Origin of the sequence: Streptomyces sp. NPDC093261, assembly GCF_044753645.1 — a bacterium.
Taxonomy (GTDB): Bacteria; Actinomycetota; Actinomycetes; order Streptomycetales; family Streptomycetaceae; genus Streptomyces.
In genome coordinates this window covers 386,158-404,106 of sequence record NZ_JBIVNO010000004.1, presented here as the reverse complement: position 1 = coordinate 404,106, position 17,949 = coordinate 386,158, and the positions used below count along the sequence as shown (strand labels likewise).

Annotated in this window: 19 protein-coding genes; 13 read left to right on the top strand and 6 right to left on the bottom strand. The window is 71.6% G+C overall.

Annotated elements, in window-relative coordinates:
* The first annotated feature begins 36 nt into the window (after positions 1-36).
* The 3 genes from ACIP94_RS13405 (at position 37) to ACIP94_RS13395 (ending at position 2,534) form a co-directional block, all read left to right on the top strand.
* Positions 37-624, top strand: coding sequence for a DUF5998 family protein (locus ACIP94_RS13405; protein WP_402423949.1), 588 nt, complete (start codon positions 37-39; stop codon positions 622-624).
* Entirely contained in the window at positions 624-1,814 is a 1,191-nt protein-coding gene (locus ACIP94_RS13400) for an alkaline phosphatase family protein (RefSeq protein WP_402423946.1), read from the top strand. Before ACIP94_RS13405 ends, ACIP94_RS13400 begins: the two co-directional genes overlap by 1 nt.
* A gap of 69 nt (positions 1,815-1,883) precedes the next feature.
* The gene (locus ACIP94_RS13395) at positions 1,884-2,534 is read left to right on the top strand and encodes a thymidine kinase (RefSeq protein WP_402423943.1); all 651 of its coding nucleotides are present in this window, start codon (positions 1,884-1,886) and stop codon (positions 2,532-2,534) included.
* 12 nt (positions 2,535-2,546) lie between these two features.
* On the opposite strand, the gene ACIP94_RS13390 is transcribed toward ACIP94_RS13395, so the two are convergent.
* Positions 2,547-3,362, bottom strand: a complete 816-nt coding sequence (locus tag ACIP94_RS13390; protein WP_402423940.1) for a VOC family protein — start codon at positions 3,360-3,362, stop codon at positions 2,547-2,549.
* Between the two features lie 312 nt (positions 3,363-3,674).
* Between ACIP94_RS13390 and ACIP94_RS13385 the strand changes: the two genes are divergently transcribed.
* Positions 3,675-4,517, top strand: a complete 843-nt coding sequence (locus tag ACIP94_RS13385) for a sulfurtransferase (protein WP_402423937.1) — start codon at positions 3,675-3,677, stop codon at positions 4,515-4,517.
* Between the two features lie 120 nt (positions 4,518-4,637).
* Here ACIP94_RS13385 and sepH read toward each other — a convergent pair whose 3' ends face one another.
* From sepH to ACIP94_RS13370, 3 genes are all read right to left on the bottom strand, one after another.
* The gene (gene sepH / locus ACIP94_RS13380; RefSeq protein ID WP_402423934.1) at positions 4,638-5,681 is read right to left on the bottom strand and encodes a septation protein SepH; all 1,044 of its coding nucleotides are present in this window, start codon (positions 5,679-5,681) and stop codon (positions 4,638-4,640) included.
* Between the two features lie 610 nt (positions 5,682-6,291).
* Positions 6,292-7,611, bottom strand: coding sequence for a D-arabinono-1,4-lactone oxidase (locus ACIP94_RS13375; RefSeq protein WP_402423931.1), 1,320 nt, complete (start codon positions 7,609-7,611; stop codon positions 6,292-6,294).
* Positions 7,571-8,809: an MFS transporter gene (locus ACIP94_RS13370; protein WP_402423928.1), complete on the bottom strand. Its 1,239-nt coding sequence runs from the start codon at positions 8,807-8,809 to the stop codon at positions 7,571-7,573. Before ACIP94_RS13370 ends, ACIP94_RS13375 begins: the two co-directional genes overlap by 41 nt.
* Positions 8,810-9,092: 283 nt before the next feature.
* Between ACIP94_RS13370 and ACIP94_RS13365 the strand changes: the two genes are divergently transcribed.
* A complete protein-coding gene (locus tag ACIP94_RS13365; protein ID WP_402423925.1) occupies positions 9,093-10,220 on the top strand; it encodes a ferrochelatase in 1,128 nt (375 codons plus the stop codon).
* Positions 10,217-11,047, top strand: coding sequence for an inositol monophosphatase family protein (locus ACIP94_RS13360; protein ID WP_402423922.1), 831 nt, complete (start codon positions 10,217-10,219; stop codon positions 11,045-11,047). The genes ACIP94_RS13365 and ACIP94_RS13360 overlap by 4 nt, the downstream gene beginning before the upstream one ends.
* A 278-nt stretch (positions 11,048-11,325) precedes the next feature.
* Here the strand turns inward: ACIP94_RS13360 and ACIP94_RS13355 are convergent, their stop codons facing one another.
* Positions 11,326-11,499, bottom strand: coding sequence for a hypothetical protein (locus ACIP94_RS13355; RefSeq protein WP_234513720.1), 174 nt, complete (start codon positions 11,497-11,499; stop codon positions 11,326-11,328).
* A gap of 415 nt (positions 11,500-11,914) precedes the next feature.
* On the opposite strand from ACIP94_RS13355, the gene ACIP94_RS13350 reads away from it, so the two are divergent.
* From ACIP94_RS13350 to ACIP94_RS13335, 4 genes are all read left to right on the top strand, one after another.
* Entirely contained in the window at positions 11,915-12,568 is a 654-nt protein-coding gene (locus tag ACIP94_RS13350) for a response regulator transcription factor (protein WP_071369401.1), read from the top strand.
* 5 nt (positions 12,569-12,573) lie between these two features.
* On the top strand, positions 12,574-13,815 hold the full coding sequence (locus tag ACIP94_RS13345) for a sensor histidine kinase (protein WP_402424283.1): 1,242 nt from the start codon (positions 12,574-12,576) through the stop codon (positions 13,813-13,815).
* 396 nt (positions 13,816-14,211) lie between these two features.
* Positions 14,212-14,508: a DUF4193 domain-containing protein gene (locus ACIP94_RS13340; RefSeq protein ID WP_003993510.1), complete on the top strand. Its 297-nt coding sequence runs from the start codon at positions 14,212-14,214 to the stop codon at positions 14,506-14,508.
* Positions 14,509-14,521: 13 nt separating this feature from the next.
* On the top strand, positions 14,522-15,433 hold the full coding sequence (locus ACIP94_RS13335; protein ID WP_402423917.1) for a hypothetical protein: 912 nt from the start codon (positions 14,522-14,524) through the stop codon (positions 15,431-15,433).
* Positions 15,434-15,479: 46 nt separating this feature from the next.
* On the opposite strand, the gene ACIP94_RS13330 is transcribed toward ACIP94_RS13335, so the two are convergent.
* Complete coding sequence (locus ACIP94_RS13330) at positions 15,480-15,941, bottom strand: DUF3093 domain-containing protein (protein WP_402423915.1); 462 nt, start codon at positions 15,939-15,941, stop codon at positions 15,480-15,482.
* 58 nt (positions 15,942-15,999) lie between these two features.
* Here ACIP94_RS13330 and ACIP94_RS13325 point away from each other — a divergent pair, with 58 nt between their 5' ends.
* The 3 genes from ACIP94_RS13325 to ACIP94_RS13315 are packed head-to-tail and all read left to right on the top strand — an operon-like array spanning position 16,000 to position 17,859.
* Positions 16,000-16,584 (top strand): PaaI family thioesterase, encoded by a 585-nt coding sequence (locus ACIP94_RS13325; RefSeq protein ID WP_402423913.1) that lies wholly within the window; start codon positions 16,000-16,002, stop codon positions 16,582-16,584.
* Entirely contained in the window at positions 16,581-17,096 is a 516-nt protein-coding gene (gene dut, locus ACIP94_RS13320; protein ID WP_402423911.1) for a dUTP diphosphatase, read from the top strand. Before ACIP94_RS13325 ends, dut begins: the two co-directional genes overlap by 4 nt.
* Position 17,097: 1 nt before the next feature.
* A complete protein-coding gene (locus ACIP94_RS13315) occupies positions 17,098-17,859 on the top strand; it encodes a DUF3710 domain-containing protein (RefSeq protein WP_402423908.1) in 762 nt (253 codons plus the stop codon).
* Positions 17,860-17,949: the final 90 nt, after the last annotated feature.

Genomic DNA, 17,949 nt, shown 5'->3' with positions numbered 1-17,949 from the left:
GCCTCGCAGTCAGTGCGCCCCCGTAGGATGGACGTCATGGCCAAGACCAGTACGACGACCCAGGGGCTGCGCGCGGCGATCGAGCGCAGCGGCTACTACCCGGCTCTCGTGGCCGAAGCGGTGGAAGCCGCGGTGGGCGGCGAGCCCATCCGGTCGTACCTGGTCCACCAGGAGACCACGTTCGACGCCAACGAGGTGCGTCGCCACGTCACCGTGCTGGTCCTCACCGGGACCCGTTTCATCGTCAGCCACACCGACGAGCAGGCCGCGGACGACACCTCCCCGACGCCGTACGCCACGACGTCGACGGAGTCGGTGAAGCTCGGCCGGATCTCGTCGGTCGTCGTCAGCCGGGTGGTCGCCAACCCGGAGGCGTACACGCCGGGCACCCTGCCCCGCGAGATCGTGCTGACCATCGGCTGGGGTGCCGTCTCCCGCATCGACCTGGAGCCCGCCGCCTGCGGCGACCCCAACTGCGAGGCGGACCACGGCTACACGGGCAGCTCGACGGCGGACGATCTCAGCCTCCGGGTCAGCGAGGCCGGGGACGGCCCGGAGACGGTGCGCCAGGCACTCGCCTTCGCGCAGTCCCTCTCCGAGGCGACCGCGGATCCGAACCACTGATGGCGCTGCCCACCTGGGAGGACCACCCGGAGCCGCTCGCCGCCGGGTCCGCGCCCCTGCCCCAGTACGGATCCGGCTCCCTCGCCGACCTCCTGCCCACCCTGGCCGCAGGCATGGACGTGCCGGGCCAGACCCCGGTGATAACGGAACTGACCGCAGCCGACCGCAACTGCGTGTTCCTGATCGACGGTCTCGGCTGGGAGCAACTGAAGGCGCACCCCGACGAGGCACCCTTCCTCACCTCCCTCCTGGCGTCCTCCCGCGGCGGCACCGGCCGCCCCCTGACCGCGGGCTACCCGGCGACCACCGCGACGTCGCTCGCCTCGGTCGGCACCGGTCTGCCGCCGGGAGCGCACGGACTGCCCGGATACACGGTCCGCAACCCCGACACCGGCGAGCTGATGAACCAGCTCCGCTGGCAGCCCTGGACCGACCCGTACGCCTGGCAGCCGTACCCGACCGTCTTCCAGCTCGCGGACGCGGCCGGGGTGCACACCGTCCAGGTCTCCTCCCCTACCTTCGAGCACACCCCGCTCACCAAGGTCGCGCTCAGCGGCGGCACCTTCCTCGGCCGGCTGACCGGTGAGGACCGCATGGACCTGGCCGCCGAGCAACTGGCCGCCGGCGACCGCTCATTGGTGTACACGTACTACGCCGAACTGGACGGCGCCGGCCACCGCCACGGCGTCGACTCCGACACCTGGCGCGGCCAGCTCATGCACGTCGACCGGCTCGTCCAGCGCCTGGCGGAGCAGCTGCCGCCGCGCACCGCTCTGTATGTCACCGCCGACCACGGCATGCTCGACATTCCGTTCGACGAGCGGCACCGCATCGACTTCGACGAGGACTGGGAGCTGCGCGCCGGAGTCGCCCTCCTGGGCGGCGAGGGACGCGCCCGGCATGTCTACGCCCTTCCCGGCGCCGAGAACGATGTGCTGACCTGCTGGCGCGAGGTGCTCGGCGAGCAGTTCTGGGTGGCCTCACGGGACGAGGCGATCGCGGCCGGCTGGTTCGGCCCGCACGTCGACGAACGGGTGTACGCCCGCATCGGTGACGTGGTCGCGGCGGCCCACGACGACGTCCTCATCATCGCCTCGCAGCGGGAGCCGAAGGAGTCGTCGATGGTCGGCAACCATGGCTCGATGACGGCCGTGGAGCAGTTGGTGCCACTGCTCGAAGTCCGCACCTGAGGCGCGGGGCGCACACCCGCGCCTCCTGCCCTCCTCCTTCCCCCCTGCCCTGAAAGGCCGCACTTCCCCATGCCCGAGCTGGTGTTCTTCTCCGGGACTATGGACTGTGGAAAGTCAACTTTGGCGCTTCAAATTGGGCACAACCGTTCGGCTCGCGGGCTGCAGGGGCTGATCTTCACGCGTGACGACCGTGCTGGGGAGGGGAAGTTGTCGTCCCGTCTGGGATTGGTCACCGATGCGGTGGAGGCCGAGCCGGGTCTGGATCTGTACGGGTATGTGGTGGAGGAGCTGTCGCGAGGCGGCAGGGTTGACTACGTGATCGTGGACGAGGCCCAGTTCCTGGCCCCCGAGCAGATCGACCAGCTCGGTCGGATCGTGGACGACCTTGAGCTGGACGTTTTCGCCTTCGGTATCACCACGGACTTCCGTACCCGGTTGTTCCCTGGCTCGCAGCGGTTGATCGAGTTGGCCGACCGGCTGGAGACGTTGCAGGTCGAGGCGATGTGCTGGTGCGGGGCGCGGGCGACGCACAACGCTCGGACGCTGGGCGGGGAGATGGTGGTCGAGGGGGAGCAGGTCGTGGTCGGTGACGTGGACCGGTCGGCCGGGGAGGTCGGCTACGAGGTGCTGTGCCGTCGCCATCACCGCCGGCGGATGACGGCGGCCGCTGCCCGTGCGGCCGCCCTCTCCCCGGACGTGCTGCCGGTGTCGTCCACCTGACGACCCGCCGGTTCACCCGCGCACCCGGTCGTGCCGGCTGACGAGCGCGAACACCGCGCCCTCCGGGTCCGCGACGGTGGCCGCGCGGCCGACGGCCGTGACGCCCCCGGGACGCACCACACGCCCGCCCAGTGCGGCGACCCGCTCGGCCGCCCGGTCGACGTCCTCGACCTGGAAGTACGTCATCCAGTGCGGGCCGTGGTCCCGGGACAGTGCGGGACCGGCGCCATGGATCGCGGCGACCGGACGCCCCTCGATGCGCAGGGTGATGTCATCGGGGCTGTCGTGCACGTCCGGATCCCCTCCGGAGGCGAAGACGGTCCGGTAGAACTTGGCGACACCCGCGGCGTCGTAGGTGAGCAGCTCGTTCCAGGCGGGGGCCCCGGGGATGCCCGTCAGGCTCGTGCCGAGGTGCCGTGCCGCCTGCCAGATGCCGAACACCGCGCCCATCGGGTCCGAGGCGATCGCGAGCCGTCCGGCCTCGGCGGCGTCCAGCGGACCGACCGCGACCGTTCCGCCGCAGCTACGCACCGATTCGGCGGTCGCGTCCACGTCGTCCGAGGCGAAGTACGGAGTCCAGGCGACCGGCAGATGGCGGTCCGGCGGCAGCCGCCCGATGCCGGCCACCTCGCAGCCGTTCAGCAGGGCCCGCACATACGGCCCCAGCGGCCGGGGCCCCGGCCGGAACTCCCAGCCGAACAGCGCCCCGTAGAACTCCTTGGTCTCGGCCATCCCGTGCACCATGAGACTCGCCCAGCACGGGGTGCCGGGCGGCTGCCATGAGTGCGTCGTGCCGTTCGGGCCGGCCGGCTCCCGCGCCTCGGTCATGGTCACTCTCTTCTCGGCCTCTCGTGGTGGCCGCTCGCCTTCCACCGCGTGCGCATGTGCCGCGCACGCGCAGGTGCACGCCCCGTGCCGATGCTCGCACCACGGCGCGTGTCCTGCGCCGTGGCCGCGCCGGGGCGCGGCGCCCGTGGTCGGCGGAGGCCGCGAGCCCTGGGTCCTGGCCGTCCCGGCGTGAGGGCGCGGTCAGGGGTACGGGGTGTGCCCGATTCCGTACGGACGGTGATCGGGCTCGTCCGGCCGAGCAGAGTAGCCGGACCCGGGCCAGGCGGCCACCCCGTGCGCAAGGATGGGGCCATGAAGGCCATCATCTCCGCATCCGAACTCGCCAGTGACCTGGCGGGACCACGTCCGCCGACGCTCCTGGACATCCGCTGGCAGCTCAGTACGGCGGCCGGTACCCGCTTCGACGGCCGCGCCGCCCACGCGGCCGGGCACATTCCGGGGGCCGTCTTCGTAGACCTGGACGCCGACCTCGCGGGCCCGCCCGGTCCCGGGGGCCGCCATCCGCTGCCCGACACGGATCGCTTCGGTGCGGCGATGCGGGCCGCCGGCGTCTCCTCCGACAGGCCGGTCGTCGTGTACGACGGCGGACCGGGCTGGGCCGCCGCGCGCGCGTGGTGGATGCTGCGCTGGACGGGCCACCCGGATGTGCGGGTACTCGACGGTGGACTGAACGCCTGGGAAGGGCCGCTGGCCACCGGAACCGAGGAGACCGCCGTCGGCGACTTCCGGCCCACGCCGGGCGCGCTGCGACTGCTCGACGCCGACGGCGCAGCGGCGCTCGCCCGCACGGGCCTGCTGCTGGACGCGCGGGCCGGCGAGCGCTACCGGGGCGAGGTCGAGCCGCTCGACCGCGTGGGCGGCCATGTCCCGGGCGCGGTCTCCGCGCCGACCACGGAGAACCTGACGGAGAGCGGGCACTTCCGGCCCGCCGCCGAACTCGCCGACCGCTTCAAGGCGCTCGGCGTGACGGAGGGCACCGAGGTCGGCGTGTACTGCGGTTCGGGGGTCTCCGCCGCCCAGGAGGTCCTGGCGCTCACGCTCGCGGGGATTCCCGCCGCGCTGTATGTGGGCTCGTGGTCGGAGTGGTCGTCGGACGGAAGCCGCCCGGTGGCGGTGGGTTCCGACCCGCAGTGAACGCGCGTCAGCCGGCTTGATCGCCTGAGGACGACCACATGGGTGCGGGGCCCACGCGATCGCGTGGGCCCCGCACCCATGTGTCTACCGTTCCTGTGGGCGTCGACGTGGAGCGTCCGCCTACTCCTGCTTCTTGCGCCGTGTCCCGAACACGATCTCGTCCCAGCTCGGGACCGCCGCCCGCCGGCCCGGACGGACCCCGTCCGCCTCGGCCTGACGGTCCGTCGCACCGATGAGGCGATCGCGGTGGCTGTTCACCGTGCGCGGCATGAGAACGTCCGCGTACGCCGAACCGGCCGAGGCCGAGGCCGCGGGCGCCGGGGGCTCCTCCGCCACGGGCTCCTCGACGGGCTCCTCCTGCGGTTCCGCGGGCCGCTCGGGCACCACCATGTCGCCGCGGAAGCTCGGCACCGCCTCCAGGAGACTGGTGAGCGAGTCCCGGTCACCGGTGCTCTCCTCCCCGGGCTCGGGCGCCTGCGAGGGCAGGACGGGCCGGTCCGCCGAACGGTCCAGGGCGCGGTCGAGCCGGCCCTCGCGCGGCAGCCGGGCGATCCGCGGTACGAACGGGTAGCTCGGTTCGGGCGCCGCCAGGTCGTCGGACTCCCCGATCAGCGAACGCGCCTCGTCGTCGACGGCCTGGACGAGTCGGCGGGGCGGGTCGTACGTCCAGCTCGCCGAGTGGGTCTCGCCCGCGACCCGGTAGACGAGCAGGACCTCCCAGGTGCCGTCGTCGCGGCGCCAGGAGTCCCACTGGACGGTGTCCTTCTCGGCGCCGCGCAGCAACAGCCGTTCCTGGACGGCCTCGCCGAGCTGGGGGCCGGCGTTCTCCCCGGGCCTGCGCACGGGGGTCTTGCGGGCCCGCTCGGCCATGAAGGCACGCTCGGCGAGCACCGGACCCTCGAAGCGGCGTACGCGGTCGACGGGAATTCCGGCGAGCTGTGCCACCTCTTCGGCGGACGCGCCGGCCCGTATCCGGGCCTGGATGTCTCGGGGGCGGAGATGGCTCTCCACCTCGATCTCGATCTGGCCGAGGCGGGGACGGTCGCCGCGCACGGCGGCGCGGAGCCGTTCATCGATCGGAAGCGTGTACTCCGTGCTGTCCGCAGCCTTCAGCACCAGCCGTGTGCCGTCATTGGAGACGGCCACGACACGCAGTTCGGGCATGGGGACCTCCCGGGTGGTGCCTGCCGACGTCACGTGCGTCGCTGCTTCCGCTAGTCGAGTGTGGCCTGCCCGGGTGCAGCCTGCCACAACCTTGCCGAGTTGCCCGGCGTGTCGGGCACGGGCCCTGGATCGCCGTTATGGCACGGTTACCTATTCGCAACGCTAAGTGACCAACTGCGTCACCCTGTGCAACTAGCCCCCTCCAGGCGGTCCGGCAAGGCCCCGGACATCCTGGCGGGAGACCGGACCCAGGGCTCGCAACAGTACTCCATTCGGGCCACCTCCGTGGATCGGCGCGCCGCCCAACTTCTGGCAAGGTGCGCGACTTGGCCGTCCGATGCGCCGTTTTCGTGGCCCCCAAACGTGGCACACCTCACCCAACCACCCGAAACGGAACCAATGGTGAGGGCCGCGCGTCCTCCTCTCGCGTGGGCGGACGATCGTCCACGGCCGGCCGGGTGCGCCTGTGCGGAAGGCTGAGGGGCGCGGGAGGCGCGGGCCATGGGGGTGCGAGAAGCGCGAGCCATAGGGGTGCGGGTAGGTGGAAGCCGGTGTTGATGCGGAATCCGGAGCGCGAACAGTGGGCGCCACGGCCGAATCTGAGCGCCCGTTACGAGCCCAGTACCCGGCGGAGGTAGTCGTTCCCGAAGCGTCGGTCGGGGTCGAGCCGGTCCCGTACGGCCGTGAACTCGCCGAAGCGCGGATAGACCCCGGCGAAGTACTCCGCGTCCCGGGTGTGCACCTTGCCCCAGTGCGGCCGTCCCTCGTGCGCCGTGAAGATCCGCTCGGCGGCGGTGAAGTATGCCTGATATGGCGTAGCGCGGAACATGTGTACAGCGACGTACGCGCTGTCCCGCCCGGAGGCCGTGGACAGGATGATGTCGTCGGCCGGGGCGGTGCGGACCTCGACGGGGAAACTGACGCGCAGGCTCGATCGGTCGACCATGGCCTTCAGTTCACGCAGCGTGTCCACCAGGGCCGCGCGCGGGACCGCGTACTCCATCTCCACGAACCGCACCCGCCGCGGCGAGGTGAAGACCTTGTAGGGGATGTCGGTGTAGGTGCGTGCCGACAGGGCGCGGCTGGAGATCCGGGCGATCGCCGGGATGGCGGCGGGAACGGCGCGGCCGACCAGGTTGGCCGCCTGGAAGACGCCGTTGGAGAGGAACTCGTCCTCGAACCAGCCGCGGAATTGCCCGACCGGCTTCTCGGGGCCGGCGCTTCGGTTGTTGCGCTTGGTGTTGGTGTTCCCGGTGTGCGGGAACCAGTAGAACTCGAAGTGCTCGTTCTCGGCCCACAGTTCATCGAAGTCGGTGAGGACCTTCTCGAGCGGCATCGGCTCCTCGCGGGCCGTGAGCAGGAAGATCGGCTCCACCGCGAAGGTGATCGCGGTGATGACCCCCAGGGCGCCGATGCCGATGCGCGCCGCCGCGAAGATCTCCGGGTTCTCCTTCTCGGAGCAGGTGAGCACCGAGCCGTCGGCCGTGACCAGTTCGAGTCCCCTGATCTGAGCGGCGATCGAGCCCGAGTCGCGGCCGGTGCCGTGCGTACCGGTGCTGGTGGCGCCGGAGACGGTCTGCTCCATGATGTCGCCCATGTTCGTGAGCGACAGCCCCTCGCGCGCGAGCGCCGCATTGAGCCGCTTGAGCGGGGTGCCCGCCTCGACGGTGACCGTGCCGGCCGCACGATCGATCGCGCGTATCCCGGTCAGCAGTTGAGGACGTATCAAGACGCCGTCGGTGGCCGCGGCGGCCGTGAAGGAGTGCCCGGTGCCGACAGCCTTCATCTTGAGGCCGTCCTCGGCCGCCCTGCGTACGGCGGCGGAGAGTTCCTCGACCGAGGCGGGGGTGATCTCCCGCAGGGGCCGGGCGGTGACGTTCCCCGCCCAGTTACGCCACGTGCCGCTCTTCCCGCTCACTGTGGTGCTCATGGGACCCTCCCCGCTGCGGAGCCGGCCTGCCGAGCCGGCGGTACCCGAGGAAACCGACCGCGGCCGCGACGGCACCGGACACGGCCGGAACCCCGTACCCGGTCCTCGCGCCGGCCGCGTCGATCACCCAGCCTGCCGCGGAGGAGCCGATCGCGACCCCGACCGCGAGCCCGGTGGACACCCAGGTCATTCCCTCGGTCAGATGCGCGCGTGGTACGTGCCGCTCGATGAGGGCCATCGTCGTGATCATGGTGGGTGCGATGGTCAGGCCCGCAACGAACAACGCCACGGCCAGAAACGGCAAGTTCCCGACCAGTAGGAGGGGGATCATACTCACGGCCATGGCACATATGCCCAGCAGCCACCTGCGTTCCGGGGCGCCCGTGAAGCGCAGCAGCCCGAAGACCAGGCCGGCGACGCAGGAGCCCGCCGCGTAGAGCGCCAGGACGACGCTGGCGGCCGCCTTGTGGCCCTGCTCGTCGGCGAAGGCCACCGTCACCACGTCGACCGCGCCGAAGATCGTTCCCGTGGCCACGAACGTGGCGACCAGCACCTGGAGTCCCGGTGAGCGCAGCGCGGTGCCGCCGGTGTGGTGGTCGCGCGGGTGCGGCGCGGGTTCGGTGGCGCGCTGCGCGGTGAGCCAGAAGACGCCGGTGGCGAGGAAGCATGCGGCGAGGAGGGGCCCGGCCTCAGGGAACCAGCTCGTGGACAGGCCGATGGAGATGATCGGCCCGAAGATGAAGCACACCTCGTCGACCACCGACTCGAAGGAGTAGGCGGTGTGCAGGTGCGGGGTGCCCCCGTACAGGGTCGCCCAGCGGGCCCTGACCATGGCGCCGAGACTGGGCACCGCGCCGATACCCGCGGCGCACCCGAAGAGCACCCAGTCCGGCCAGGCGAGGTGGGCGGCCAGGAGCAGACCGGCGGCCGCGGTCAGCGCGAAGAGTGTCGCCGGGCGCAGCACCCGGCGTTGCCCGTACCGGTCGACCAGGCGCGAGATCTGGGGGCCGACGACGGCGGCGGAGAGCGCGATGGTGGCCGAGAGCCCGCCTGCCGGCCCGTAGCGCCCCGTGAGCTGGGAGAGCATCGTGACCACGCCGATGCCCATCATCGACAGCGGCATCCGGCCGACGAAGCCGGCGGCGGAGAAGCCCTTGGAGCCTGGAGCGGCGAACAAAGCGCGGTAGGGGCTGGGCACGGCGTCTCCGATACGTCCGGTAAGGCGTGAAAAGGAGGCATGCACCTTACGAGCTAGGCAACCCTAACGTATTCGGCGCGCCCTGTCCGCGCCAGTGTTCGGACATGGATGGGCCGGGTGCCGCCGGTGCCCTCGGTGGCCGGACCCGGGGGACCGGCCGGCCGAACCGCCGCGGTCCCGCGGGCGAACCCCCGGTCGCTCGCGGGTGAAGCGTCAGGCCGAGCGTCATCGGCACGGGCGGGTGGCGGAAGCGCTGTCGGTCGCGAGTGGCAGGATCGTAGACATGCCCGACGCAACTGACGCCAGCCCGTACGACGCCCTGCTGCTCCTCTCGTTCGGAGGTCCGGAGGGCCCGGACGACGTGGTTCCGTTCCTGGAGAACGTGACGCGGGGCCGGGGCATCCCCAAGGAGCGCCTGAAGGAAGTGGGGCAGCACTACTTCCTCTTCGGCGGGGTCAGCCCCATCAACGGCCAGAACCGCGCCCTCCTGGACGCCCTCCGCAAGGACTTCGCCGGTCACGGCCTCGACCTGCCCGTCTACTGGGGCAACCGCAACTGGGCGCCCTATGTGACCGACACCCTGCGGGAGATGGTCACGGACGGCCACCGCCGCATCCTGGTCCTCGCGACCAGCGCGTACGCCTCCTACTCGGGCTGCCGTCAGTACCGCGAGGACCTCGCCGGAGCCCTGGCCACGCTGGAGGCCGAGGGCCTTCAGCCGCCGAAGGTCGACAAGCTGCGGCACTACTTCAACCACCCCGGTTTCGTGGAGCCGATGATCGAAGGCGTCCTCACATCCCTGGCCGACCTCCCCGAGGACGTCCGGGACGGTGCCCACATCGCCTTCACCACCCACTCCATCCCGACGTCGGCGGCCGACACCTCCGGCCCGGCCGAGGAGCACGGGGACGGCGGGGCCTATGTGAAGCAGCACCTGGAGGTGGCGCGGCTGATCGCGGACGCCGTGCGCGAGCGGACGGGTGTGGACCACCCCTGGCGACTCGTCTACCAGTCGCGCTCGGGCGCGCCGCACATCCCCTGGCTCGAACCGGACATCTGCGACCACCTGGAGGAGCTGCACGGCGCCGGGGTCCCGGCCGCGGTGATGGCGCCGATCGGGTTCGTCTCGGACCACATGGAGGTCCTGTACGACCTGGACACGGAGGCCAAGGCGAAGGCCGAGGAGTTGGGCCTGCCGGTCCGCCGCTCGGCCACCGTCGGGGCCGACCCGCGGTTCGCCGCCGCCGTCCGCGACCTGGTCGTGGAGCGCGCGGCGACCGAGCGCGGGCTGCAGGCGACCCCGTGCGCCCTCGGGGCGCTGGGTCCGAGCCACCACGTCTGCCCGGTGGGCTGCTGCCCGTCCCGCGCTCCCAAGCCCGCCGCAGCGGGCGCCGACAGCCCGTACGCATGAGGAGCACCGTGACCGACCAGGCAGCGCCGTCCGAACGGCTGAAGACCGAACTCCTGGAACTCGCGCTGGAGGCGGCGACCCGGGCGGGGACCTTCCTGCGCGAGGGGCGCCCCGAAGACCTCGGGGTGGCCGCCACAAAGTCCAGCGCCATCGATGTCGTCACCGAGATGGACATCGCGGCGGAAAAGCTGATCACCGGCCTGATCACCGACCGCAGGCCGGACGACGGCCTCCTCGGTGAGGAGGGGGCCTGCGTCGAGAGCCGCAGTGGCGTCGAATGGGTGATCGACCCGATCGACGGCACGGTGAACTACCTCTACGGGCTGCCGAGCTGGGCGATCTCCATCGCGGCCCGCAAGGACGGGGAGACCCTCGTCGGGGTGGTTCACGCGCCGCTCCGCGGGGAGATCTTCCGGGCGGTCCAGCGCGGGGGCGCGTTCCTGAACGACCGCCCCGTACGGGTGCGCCCGGCGCCCGAGCTGGGGCTCGCCCTGGTGAGCACCGGCTTCGGCTATCTCGCCGAGCGCAAGGCCCAGCAGGCCGAGGTGGCGCGGCGGCTGATCCCCGAGGTGCGGGACATCCGCCGGGGTGGTTCCGCCGCGATCGACCTGTGCGACGTGGCGGCGGGACGCCTGGACGCGTACTACGAACGGGGACTGAACCCCTGGGACTACGCGGCCGGCGACCTGATCGCCCGCGAGGCGGGCGCCCTGACCGGCGGCCGCCCCGGGGAGCCGCTCTCCCCGGCCCTGACGATCGCGGCCCCACCGGGCCTGTTCGAACGCCTCCAGACCAGACTGGACGAACTGGGGGCGTGGCACGACTGACCGGCCACCGGGGGAGGCATCGCCGCCGCCGGGCCCGTCGGCGGCGGCGAGCCCACGGCGCCGAAGCTGCCTGCGGCCCCGGACCGGGGCGAGCCCGTGCGAAGGCGCTACGGCCCCGCCGGCCCCCGGAGGCGAGTTCATGGCGCGCGGAACCGCCCGCCGGCCCGGGCCCGGCGGCCCAGCCCGCGTGCAGCGCCGCGCGCCGCCAGGTCGGCGGTGCCGCACGTGAAGCGGGGCCCCGGCCTGGATCTGCCGGGGCCCCGCTTCGAGCGAGCTGATCAGACGCGTGTCGCGCCGACTTCCACACCGTGCTCGGCGGCAAGGCGGTGCAGGTCGTCGAGCTCCGACTGTTCGACATCCGCAAGGAAGTCGTCGCCGGTTTCGCGGGCACGCGTCAGGTCGGACTCGGTCGCCCGTATGCGCTGCAGAAGTCCTGCGGTGAATGCGTCCATGCTGCGCCCCCTCGTCCTGGGTCGTGGGTCGGTGGCACGGGGGTGTGCCGTCGGGAAGGGGCGATCACGTCTCCTGGGTGCCCAGCGCTGCCCTGGCTGGGCGGCGACGGTGCCGGACACCCACGCCCGCTCTACGGGAAGCGGTCAGCAGCCGACCACACGTGGTGTGGCACATGCAGAGCGTGATCGCGGGGTGTAAAGCCGTCCTCCCCCAGCGCTCTTCCCGGGAAACCTCAACCGCACGAGAAAATTTCTCACTCCCTTGGGCCGGGCCCCCGCCCAGACCCCCTCCCACCCGTCTTACAGCCGGTTTACGGCCGAAAAGGGCAGGATGGATGTCACACACCTACGACAGACCCGCCCGAGGGCTGCCCGCACCCGGGCGGCGCGGGTGGACACAGGAAGGACAAGCGACGTGCGCGTACTCGTCGTCGAGGACGAGCAACTGCTCGCCGATGCGGTGGCCACCGGGCTGCGCCGGGAGGCCATGGCCGTCGACGTCGTGTACGACGGTGCGGCCGCCCTGGAGCGCATCGGCGTCAACGACTACGACGTGGTCGTCCTCGACCGGGACCTTCCGCTGGTGCACGGTGACGATGTCTGCCGCAAGATCGTCGAGCTGGGGATGCCCACCCGCGTCCTGATGCTCACCGCTTCGGGCGATGTCAGCGACCGCGTGGAGGGCCTGGAGATCGGCGCGGACGACTATCTGCCCAAGCCGTTCGCGTTCAGCGAGCTGATCGCCCGGGTGCGGGCCCTCGGCCGGCGTACGAGCGTCCCGCTGCCGCCCGTTCTGGAGCGCGCCGGGATCAAGCTCGACCCCAACCGCCGCGAGGTCTTCAGGGAGGGCAGGGAGGTCCAGCTCGCGCCCAAGGAGTTCGCCGTCCTGGAGGTTCTCATGCGCAGCGAAGGCGCCGTCGTCTCGGCCGAGCAGCTCCTGGAGAAGGCCTGGGACGAGAACACGGACCCGTTCACCAACGTGGTGCGCGTAACCGTCATGACCCTGCGCCGCAAGCTCGGCGAGCCCCCGGTGATCGTCACCGTGCCCGGCTCCGGATACCGGATCTGATGACCGTGGCCACGACACCCGCACCGCCCACGGCACCGCCGCCCAAGCCCACCTGGGACCCCCGGCGGCCGGAACCCCCGTTCCCCTGGCTGCGCCCGACCATCCGGATAAGGCTCACGCTGCTGTACGGGGGCATGTTCCTGATCGCCGGCATCCTGCTGCTGTCGATCATCTATCTGTTCGCGGCACACGCGCTCAACGTGGGCAGCGACCTGCCGTTCAAGATCACCAAGGGTGAGGTCGTCAGCGACACCTGCAACTTCCCGGCCTCGGCGACGACGACGGCGAACGAGCTGAACGACGCCCTGAGCGCGTGCGTGAACGAGCAGCGCCAGCAAGCCCTGAACAACCTGCTCAGCCGCTCGCTGCTGGCCCTGCTCGGCCTCGCCGTGATCGCCTTCGCCTTCGGCTACGCGATGGCGGGCCGGGTGCTGTCGCCCCTCGGCCGGATCACCCGCACGGCCCGTGCGGTGGCCGGCTCGGACCTGTCCCGCCGGATCGAGCTGGACGGCCCGGACGACGAGCTGAAGGAACTCGCGGACACCTTCGACGACATGCTGGAGCGGCTCCAGCGGGCCTTCACGGCCCAACAGCGCTTCGTCGGCAACGCCTCGCACGAGCTGCGCACACCGCTCGCGATCAACCGCACGCTCCTGGAGGTCCACCTGTCCGACCCCGGGGCGCCCGTGGAGCTGCAACAGCTCGGCAAGACGCTGCTCGCCACCAACGAGCGCAGCGAGCAGCTCGTGGAGGGGCTGCTGCTGCTCGCCCGTAGCGACAACCAGATCGTCGAGCGCAAGCCCGTCGACCTCGCCGAGGTGGCCTCGCAGGCCGCCGACCAGGTACACACCGAGGCGGAGGCCAAGGGCGTCGAGATCCGCGGCGAGCGCGCCCCCGCGATCGTCCAGGGCAACGGGGTGCTCCTGGAGCGGATCGCGCTGAACCTCGTCCAGAACGCGGTGCGCTACAACATCCCCGAGGGCGGCTGGGTGGAGGTGACCACCCAGGCTCAGCACGGGCAGGCGGTCCTGGTGGTCACGAACACCGGCCCCGTCGTCCCGGCGTATGAGATCGACAATCTGTTTGAGCCGTTCACGCGGCTGCGGACGGAGCGCACGGGCAGCGACAAGGGCGTCGGCCTCGGGCTGTCCATCGCCCGGTCCGTGGCGCGCGCCCATGGCGGCCACATCACCGCGCAGCCCCGTGAAGGGGGTGGCCTGGTGATGCGAGTCATGCTGCCGGTCTGAGATCACGCTGCCCCTGGGCGACCCCGACGTTCGCTTTGAGCGGAATTTTCGGGCACGTGATCCCGGAGGCCGGTGTGTGATCTCTCACAAGGGCGGCTTTCCAGCCATCTACTCTCCGTGACCCGATGGCTCCCGTAAAGCCGGGAAAATCCGGGTTTTCCGGGGGCCTGATCACGGGAAGTACACGGTGAGATGGCTTTGAAGTGCGGCCCCCGGACCGTGTACGGTCCGCTTCGCCATCCAACCCGATCACTCTTGAGGAGTCCGGTTGGGTGTCGATTGAGTAACAGACCTTGATGTGAGGCAAAATCTCCGCCTCGAGGCGGGCACAAGTCCGGCCTCTCACGCGTTACGTGCGCTGGAGACACCCGCAGACACCCAGAGGGGGAGAGCGAAATGGCAACGGATTACGACACCCCACGCAAGACCGACGACGACGTGGACTCCGACAGCCTTGAAGAGCTGAAGGCCCGGCGGAACGACAAGTCCGCGTCGGCCGTCGATGTCGACGAGTTCGAGGCCGCCGAAGGCCTGGAGCTGCCGGGCGCCGACCTCTCGAACGAGGAGCTGGCCGTCCGGGTGCTCCCGAAGCAGCAGGACGAGTTCACCTGCATGAGCTGCTTCCTGGTGCACCACCGCAGCCAGTTGGCCCGCGAGAAGAACGGTCAGCCGATCTGTCGCGACTGCGACTGAGGCGGGGTCGGCCGTGAACGGCTCGACCCCTCCTAGGAAGCGCCGCTTCCCGCGCCGGGGAGCGGACCTCGAGCCGCTTGGCGGCTCTGACGGCGTGCGTGACGACGAGCGGGGCTCTTCCATCGAGGAAGTCGAGGGAACAGCCTCGCTCGAACCGGTACACGCCTCCGCGGCCCCCCAGGGGCCCGAGGAGGTGCCGGCCGACCCGCCGGCACCCGTCGCGCGCCGCCGTGCGGCCGCCGTCCGGGCCGGAATCCGGGAAGGCGTCCGCCAGGGCGGCAGCCGGGCCAGGGCGGGTCTGGCGTATCTCGCCGACCGGATCATCGACGTGGCCCCGCGGGTCCCGGTACGGGACCTTCAGACCCTCCGCAGGCAGTTCCCCGGGCTCGGGCCCGAGGAGCTGGCCGACAGGCTTGTGACAGGCGCGTCGAGAGCGACGGCCACCGTCGGGGCCGGAGTCGGCGCGGCCGCGATGATGCCGGTGCCGCCGGCCATGCCGACCGAACTGGCAGCGGAGATCACCGGCGTCGCGGCGATAGAACTGAAGCTGATCGCCGAACTGCACGAGGTGTACGGGGTACGGCCGTCCGGGACCCTCACTCAGCGCAGTTCCGCGTATCTGAGGTCCTGGTCCGGGGAGCGCGGGATCGAGGTGACCAAGCCCGCGACGATAGACGCGGCCCTGGGCGGCCGGATGAAGCGGGAACTGCGTCAGCGGATCATGAAGCGTGTGGTGCGGGGTCTGCCGAACCTGATGCCGTTCATGGTCGGGGCCGCGGTCGGAGCGGTCATGAACCGACGGGACACCCGGCGCCTCGCGGAACGCATCCGCAGGGATCTGCGACGCCGGCAGGTGGCCTGGGAGGCGCTGCCGGAGCTGCCGCCTCTGGAGGAGCCGAAGAACCCCCTGGAACTCGAGCCCTGACCGTCGGTGAAGCGGCCGTAGGGGAAGGGCGCGCCGCAGCGCGGCCCTATGCCTGGGTCCGGGCCGTCCTGAGCGCCGCCGCCAGCCGCTCCGGCTCCCGCGTCGACAGATACAGATAGGGCGTCGGGTCGGCCGGGTCCGTGACCTCGACCTTCAGGGCCGTCGGAATGTACGCCCGCAGCAGCATGAAGGCGCGTGTGTCCGCCTTGAACGTCCGCCAGGCACGCGCCTCCTCCGGGTCCAGCTCCTCGGCGTCTCCGAGGGCCGACAGCGGGATCCTCGCCTCGCCCGCCAGGAGCGAGTCCCCGACCACGCGGATCCGTACCGAGCCGTAGGAGCTGACCACCACGGCCGAGACCGCGGTGCCGCCGACCAGTCCGCCGAGCAGCGGGAGCGTGCCGAAGGGAAGCAGGACGAGAGCCAGGGCGACACCGACCAGGAGGCACATCAGCCACCAGGAGCGGGGCGCGGTGAGGCGTTCTTCGTACGGCGACGCGGAGGGCTGCATGGGCCCAAGCTTGGCATGGTGTCCGGGGGGCGTTCACGCGCGGGTAAGGTCTGCGGCTGTGAGTGGTACTTCCGCAGCCCTGACGCCCCCCGCCGACGCCGTGGCGCCCGTGCGGCACCCCGATGCGCCCGCTCCGGGAGAGCTGCTCGGCGCGCACTACGCGCAGTGCTTCGGATGCGGGGGAGACCAGCCCCACGGACTGCACCTCCAGGCGCGGGCGGGTGAGGGTGTGTCCCTCACCGCGGAGTTCACCGTCCAGGCCGGCCAGCAGGGGGCACCCGGCCTCGCCCACGGCGGGGTGCTCGCCACCGCCCTCGACGAGACCCTCGGCTCCCTGAACTGGCTGCTGCGTACCATCGCGGTCACCGGGCGGCTGGAGACCGACTTCGTACGGCCGGTTCCCGTGGGTACCGTGCTGTATCTGGAGGCCGAGGTGACGGCCGTGGCCGGACGGAAGATCTACTCGAGGGCCACCGGCCGGGTCGGCGGACCCGACGGGCCCGTCGCCGTCCGTGCCGAGGCCCTCTTCATCGAGGTCAAGGTCGACCACTTCATCGACCACGGCCGCCCACGGGAGATCCAGGCGGCCATGAACGACCCGGACCAGCTCCGGCGCGCACGAGCCTTCGAGGTGAACCCGTGACCCGCGACCCCGTGAACGTGCTGATCAGGCGCGTCGATCCCGATGTACCCCTTCCGGCGTACGCGCACCCCGGCGACGCGGGGGCCGATCTGCGCACCACCGAGAGCTGCGAACTCGGCCCCGGCGAACGCGCTGTTCTGCCCACGGGGGTGTCTGTCGCACTGCCTGAGGGGTACGCGGCCTTCGTGCATCCGCGTTCGGGTCTCGCCGCGCGCTGCGGTGTCGCCCTCGTGAATGCCCCGGGGACGGTTGATGCCGGGTACCGTGGGGAGATCAAGGTGATCGTGGTGAATCTCGACCCGCGCGAACCCGTGCGGTTCGAGCGCTTCGACCGGATTGCCCAACTGGTCGTCCAGCAGGTCGAGAGGGTCCGCTTCCACGAGGTCGCGGAGCTTCCCGGCTCTACGCGGGCCGAGGGGGGCTTCGGGTCCACCGGCGGTCACGCCGCCGTGGGCGGGGCAACGGGTGGGAATCGATACGCTTCGGTCGTATCCGACCGGGAAGGACAGTGACGTGTTCGGACGTCGCAACAAGAAGGGTGCCGCCGAGGACGCGGCCGGCGAGGCCGAGCAGGTCGTCGACGGTGTCGACACCGAGGCGGAGGAAGAGGTCGACCGTGAGCGCGTGAGGCTCGAGCCGGAGCCGCGCCCCGACGGCCCCTGGGACGACTCCGAGGTCCGCGAGCCCGGCGAGGGCCGGGTGGATCTGGGCGGTCTGTTCGTGCCCGGGGTCGAGGGCATGGAGCTGCGGGTCGAGGTCGCGGGCGACGCGATCGTCGCGGCGACCGTCGTGCTGCGGGACAGCGCCATCCAGCTCCAGGCCTTCGCCGCGCCCAAGCGTGAGGGCATCTGGGGTGAGGTCCGCGAGGAGATCGCCAGCGGCATCACCCAGCAGGGTGGCATCGTCGACGAGGTCGAGGGGCCGCTGGGCTGGGAGCTGCGCGCCCAGGTGCCGGTGCAGCTCCCGGACGGCACGAGCGGTTTCCAGGTCGTGCGGTTCGTCGGCGTGGACGGTCCGCGCTGGTTCCTGCGGGGTGTGATCTCCGGTCAGGGAGCCGTGCAGCCGCAGGCCGCGGGGCTGCTGGAGCAGATCTTCCGGGACACCGTCGTGGTGCGGGGCGAGGGCCCGATGGCGCCGCGCGACCCGATCGTGCTGAAGCTGCCGAACGACGCGCAGATGGTGCCCGAGGGTGTGCAGCAGGAGGAGGGCGGTTCCCGCTTCTCCGGTGGCATGGGCCAGCTGCAGCGCGGACCCGAGATCACCGAGGTGCGCTGACCGCTCGGCGGACACCACCATTCGAGGCCGTACCCCCAGGGGGTGCGGCCTCCGGAGTGTGCGGGCCCTTCCGGCCCCCGGCGCGTTCTT

Coding starts and splice junctions, on each gene's coding strand:
- ACIP94_RS13405 (WP_402423949.1), top strand. CDS start 37: ATGGCCAAGACCAGTACGACGACCCAGGGGCTGCGCGCGGCGATCGAG.
- ACIP94_RS13400 (WP_402423946.1), top strand. CDS start 624: ATGGCGCTGCCCACCTGGGAGGACCACCCGGAGCCGCTCGCCGCCGGG.
- ACIP94_RS13395 (WP_402423943.1), top strand. CDS start 1,884: ATGCCCGAGCTGGTGTTCTTCTCCGGGACTATGGACTGTGGAAAGTCA.
- ACIP94_RS13390 (WP_402423940.1), bottom strand. CDS start 3,362: ATGACCGAGGCGCGGGAGCCGGCCGGCCCGAACGGCACGACGCACTCA.
- ACIP94_RS13385 (WP_402423937.1), top strand. CDS start 3,675: ATGAAGGCCATCATCTCCGCATCCGAACTCGCCAGTGACCTGGCGGGA.
- sepH (WP_402423934.1), bottom strand. CDS start 5,681: ATGCCCGAACTGCGTGTCGTGGCCGTCTCCAATGACGGCACACGGCTG.
- ACIP94_RS13375 (WP_402423931.1), bottom strand. CDS start 7,611: ATGAGCACCACAGTGAGCGGGAAGAGCGGCACGTGGCGTAACTGGGCG.
- ACIP94_RS13365 (WP_402423925.1), top strand. CDS start 9,093: ATGCCCGACGCAACTGACGCCAGCCCGTACGACGCCCTGCTGCTCCTC.
- ACIP94_RS13360 (WP_402423922.1), top strand. CDS start 10,217: ATGAGGAGCACCGTGACCGACCAGGCAGCGCCGTCCGAACGGCTGAAG.
- ACIP94_RS13355 (WP_234513720.1), bottom strand. CDS start 11,499: ATGGACGCATTCACCGCAGGACTTCTGCAGCGCATACGGGCGACCGAG.
- ACIP94_RS13340 (WP_003993510.1), top strand. CDS start 14,212: ATGGCAACGGATTACGACACCCCACGCAAGACCGACGACGACGTGGAC.
- ACIP94_RS13330 (WP_402423915.1), bottom strand. CDS start 15,941: ATGCAGCCCTCCGCGTCGCCGTACGAAGAACGCCTCACCGCGCCCCGC.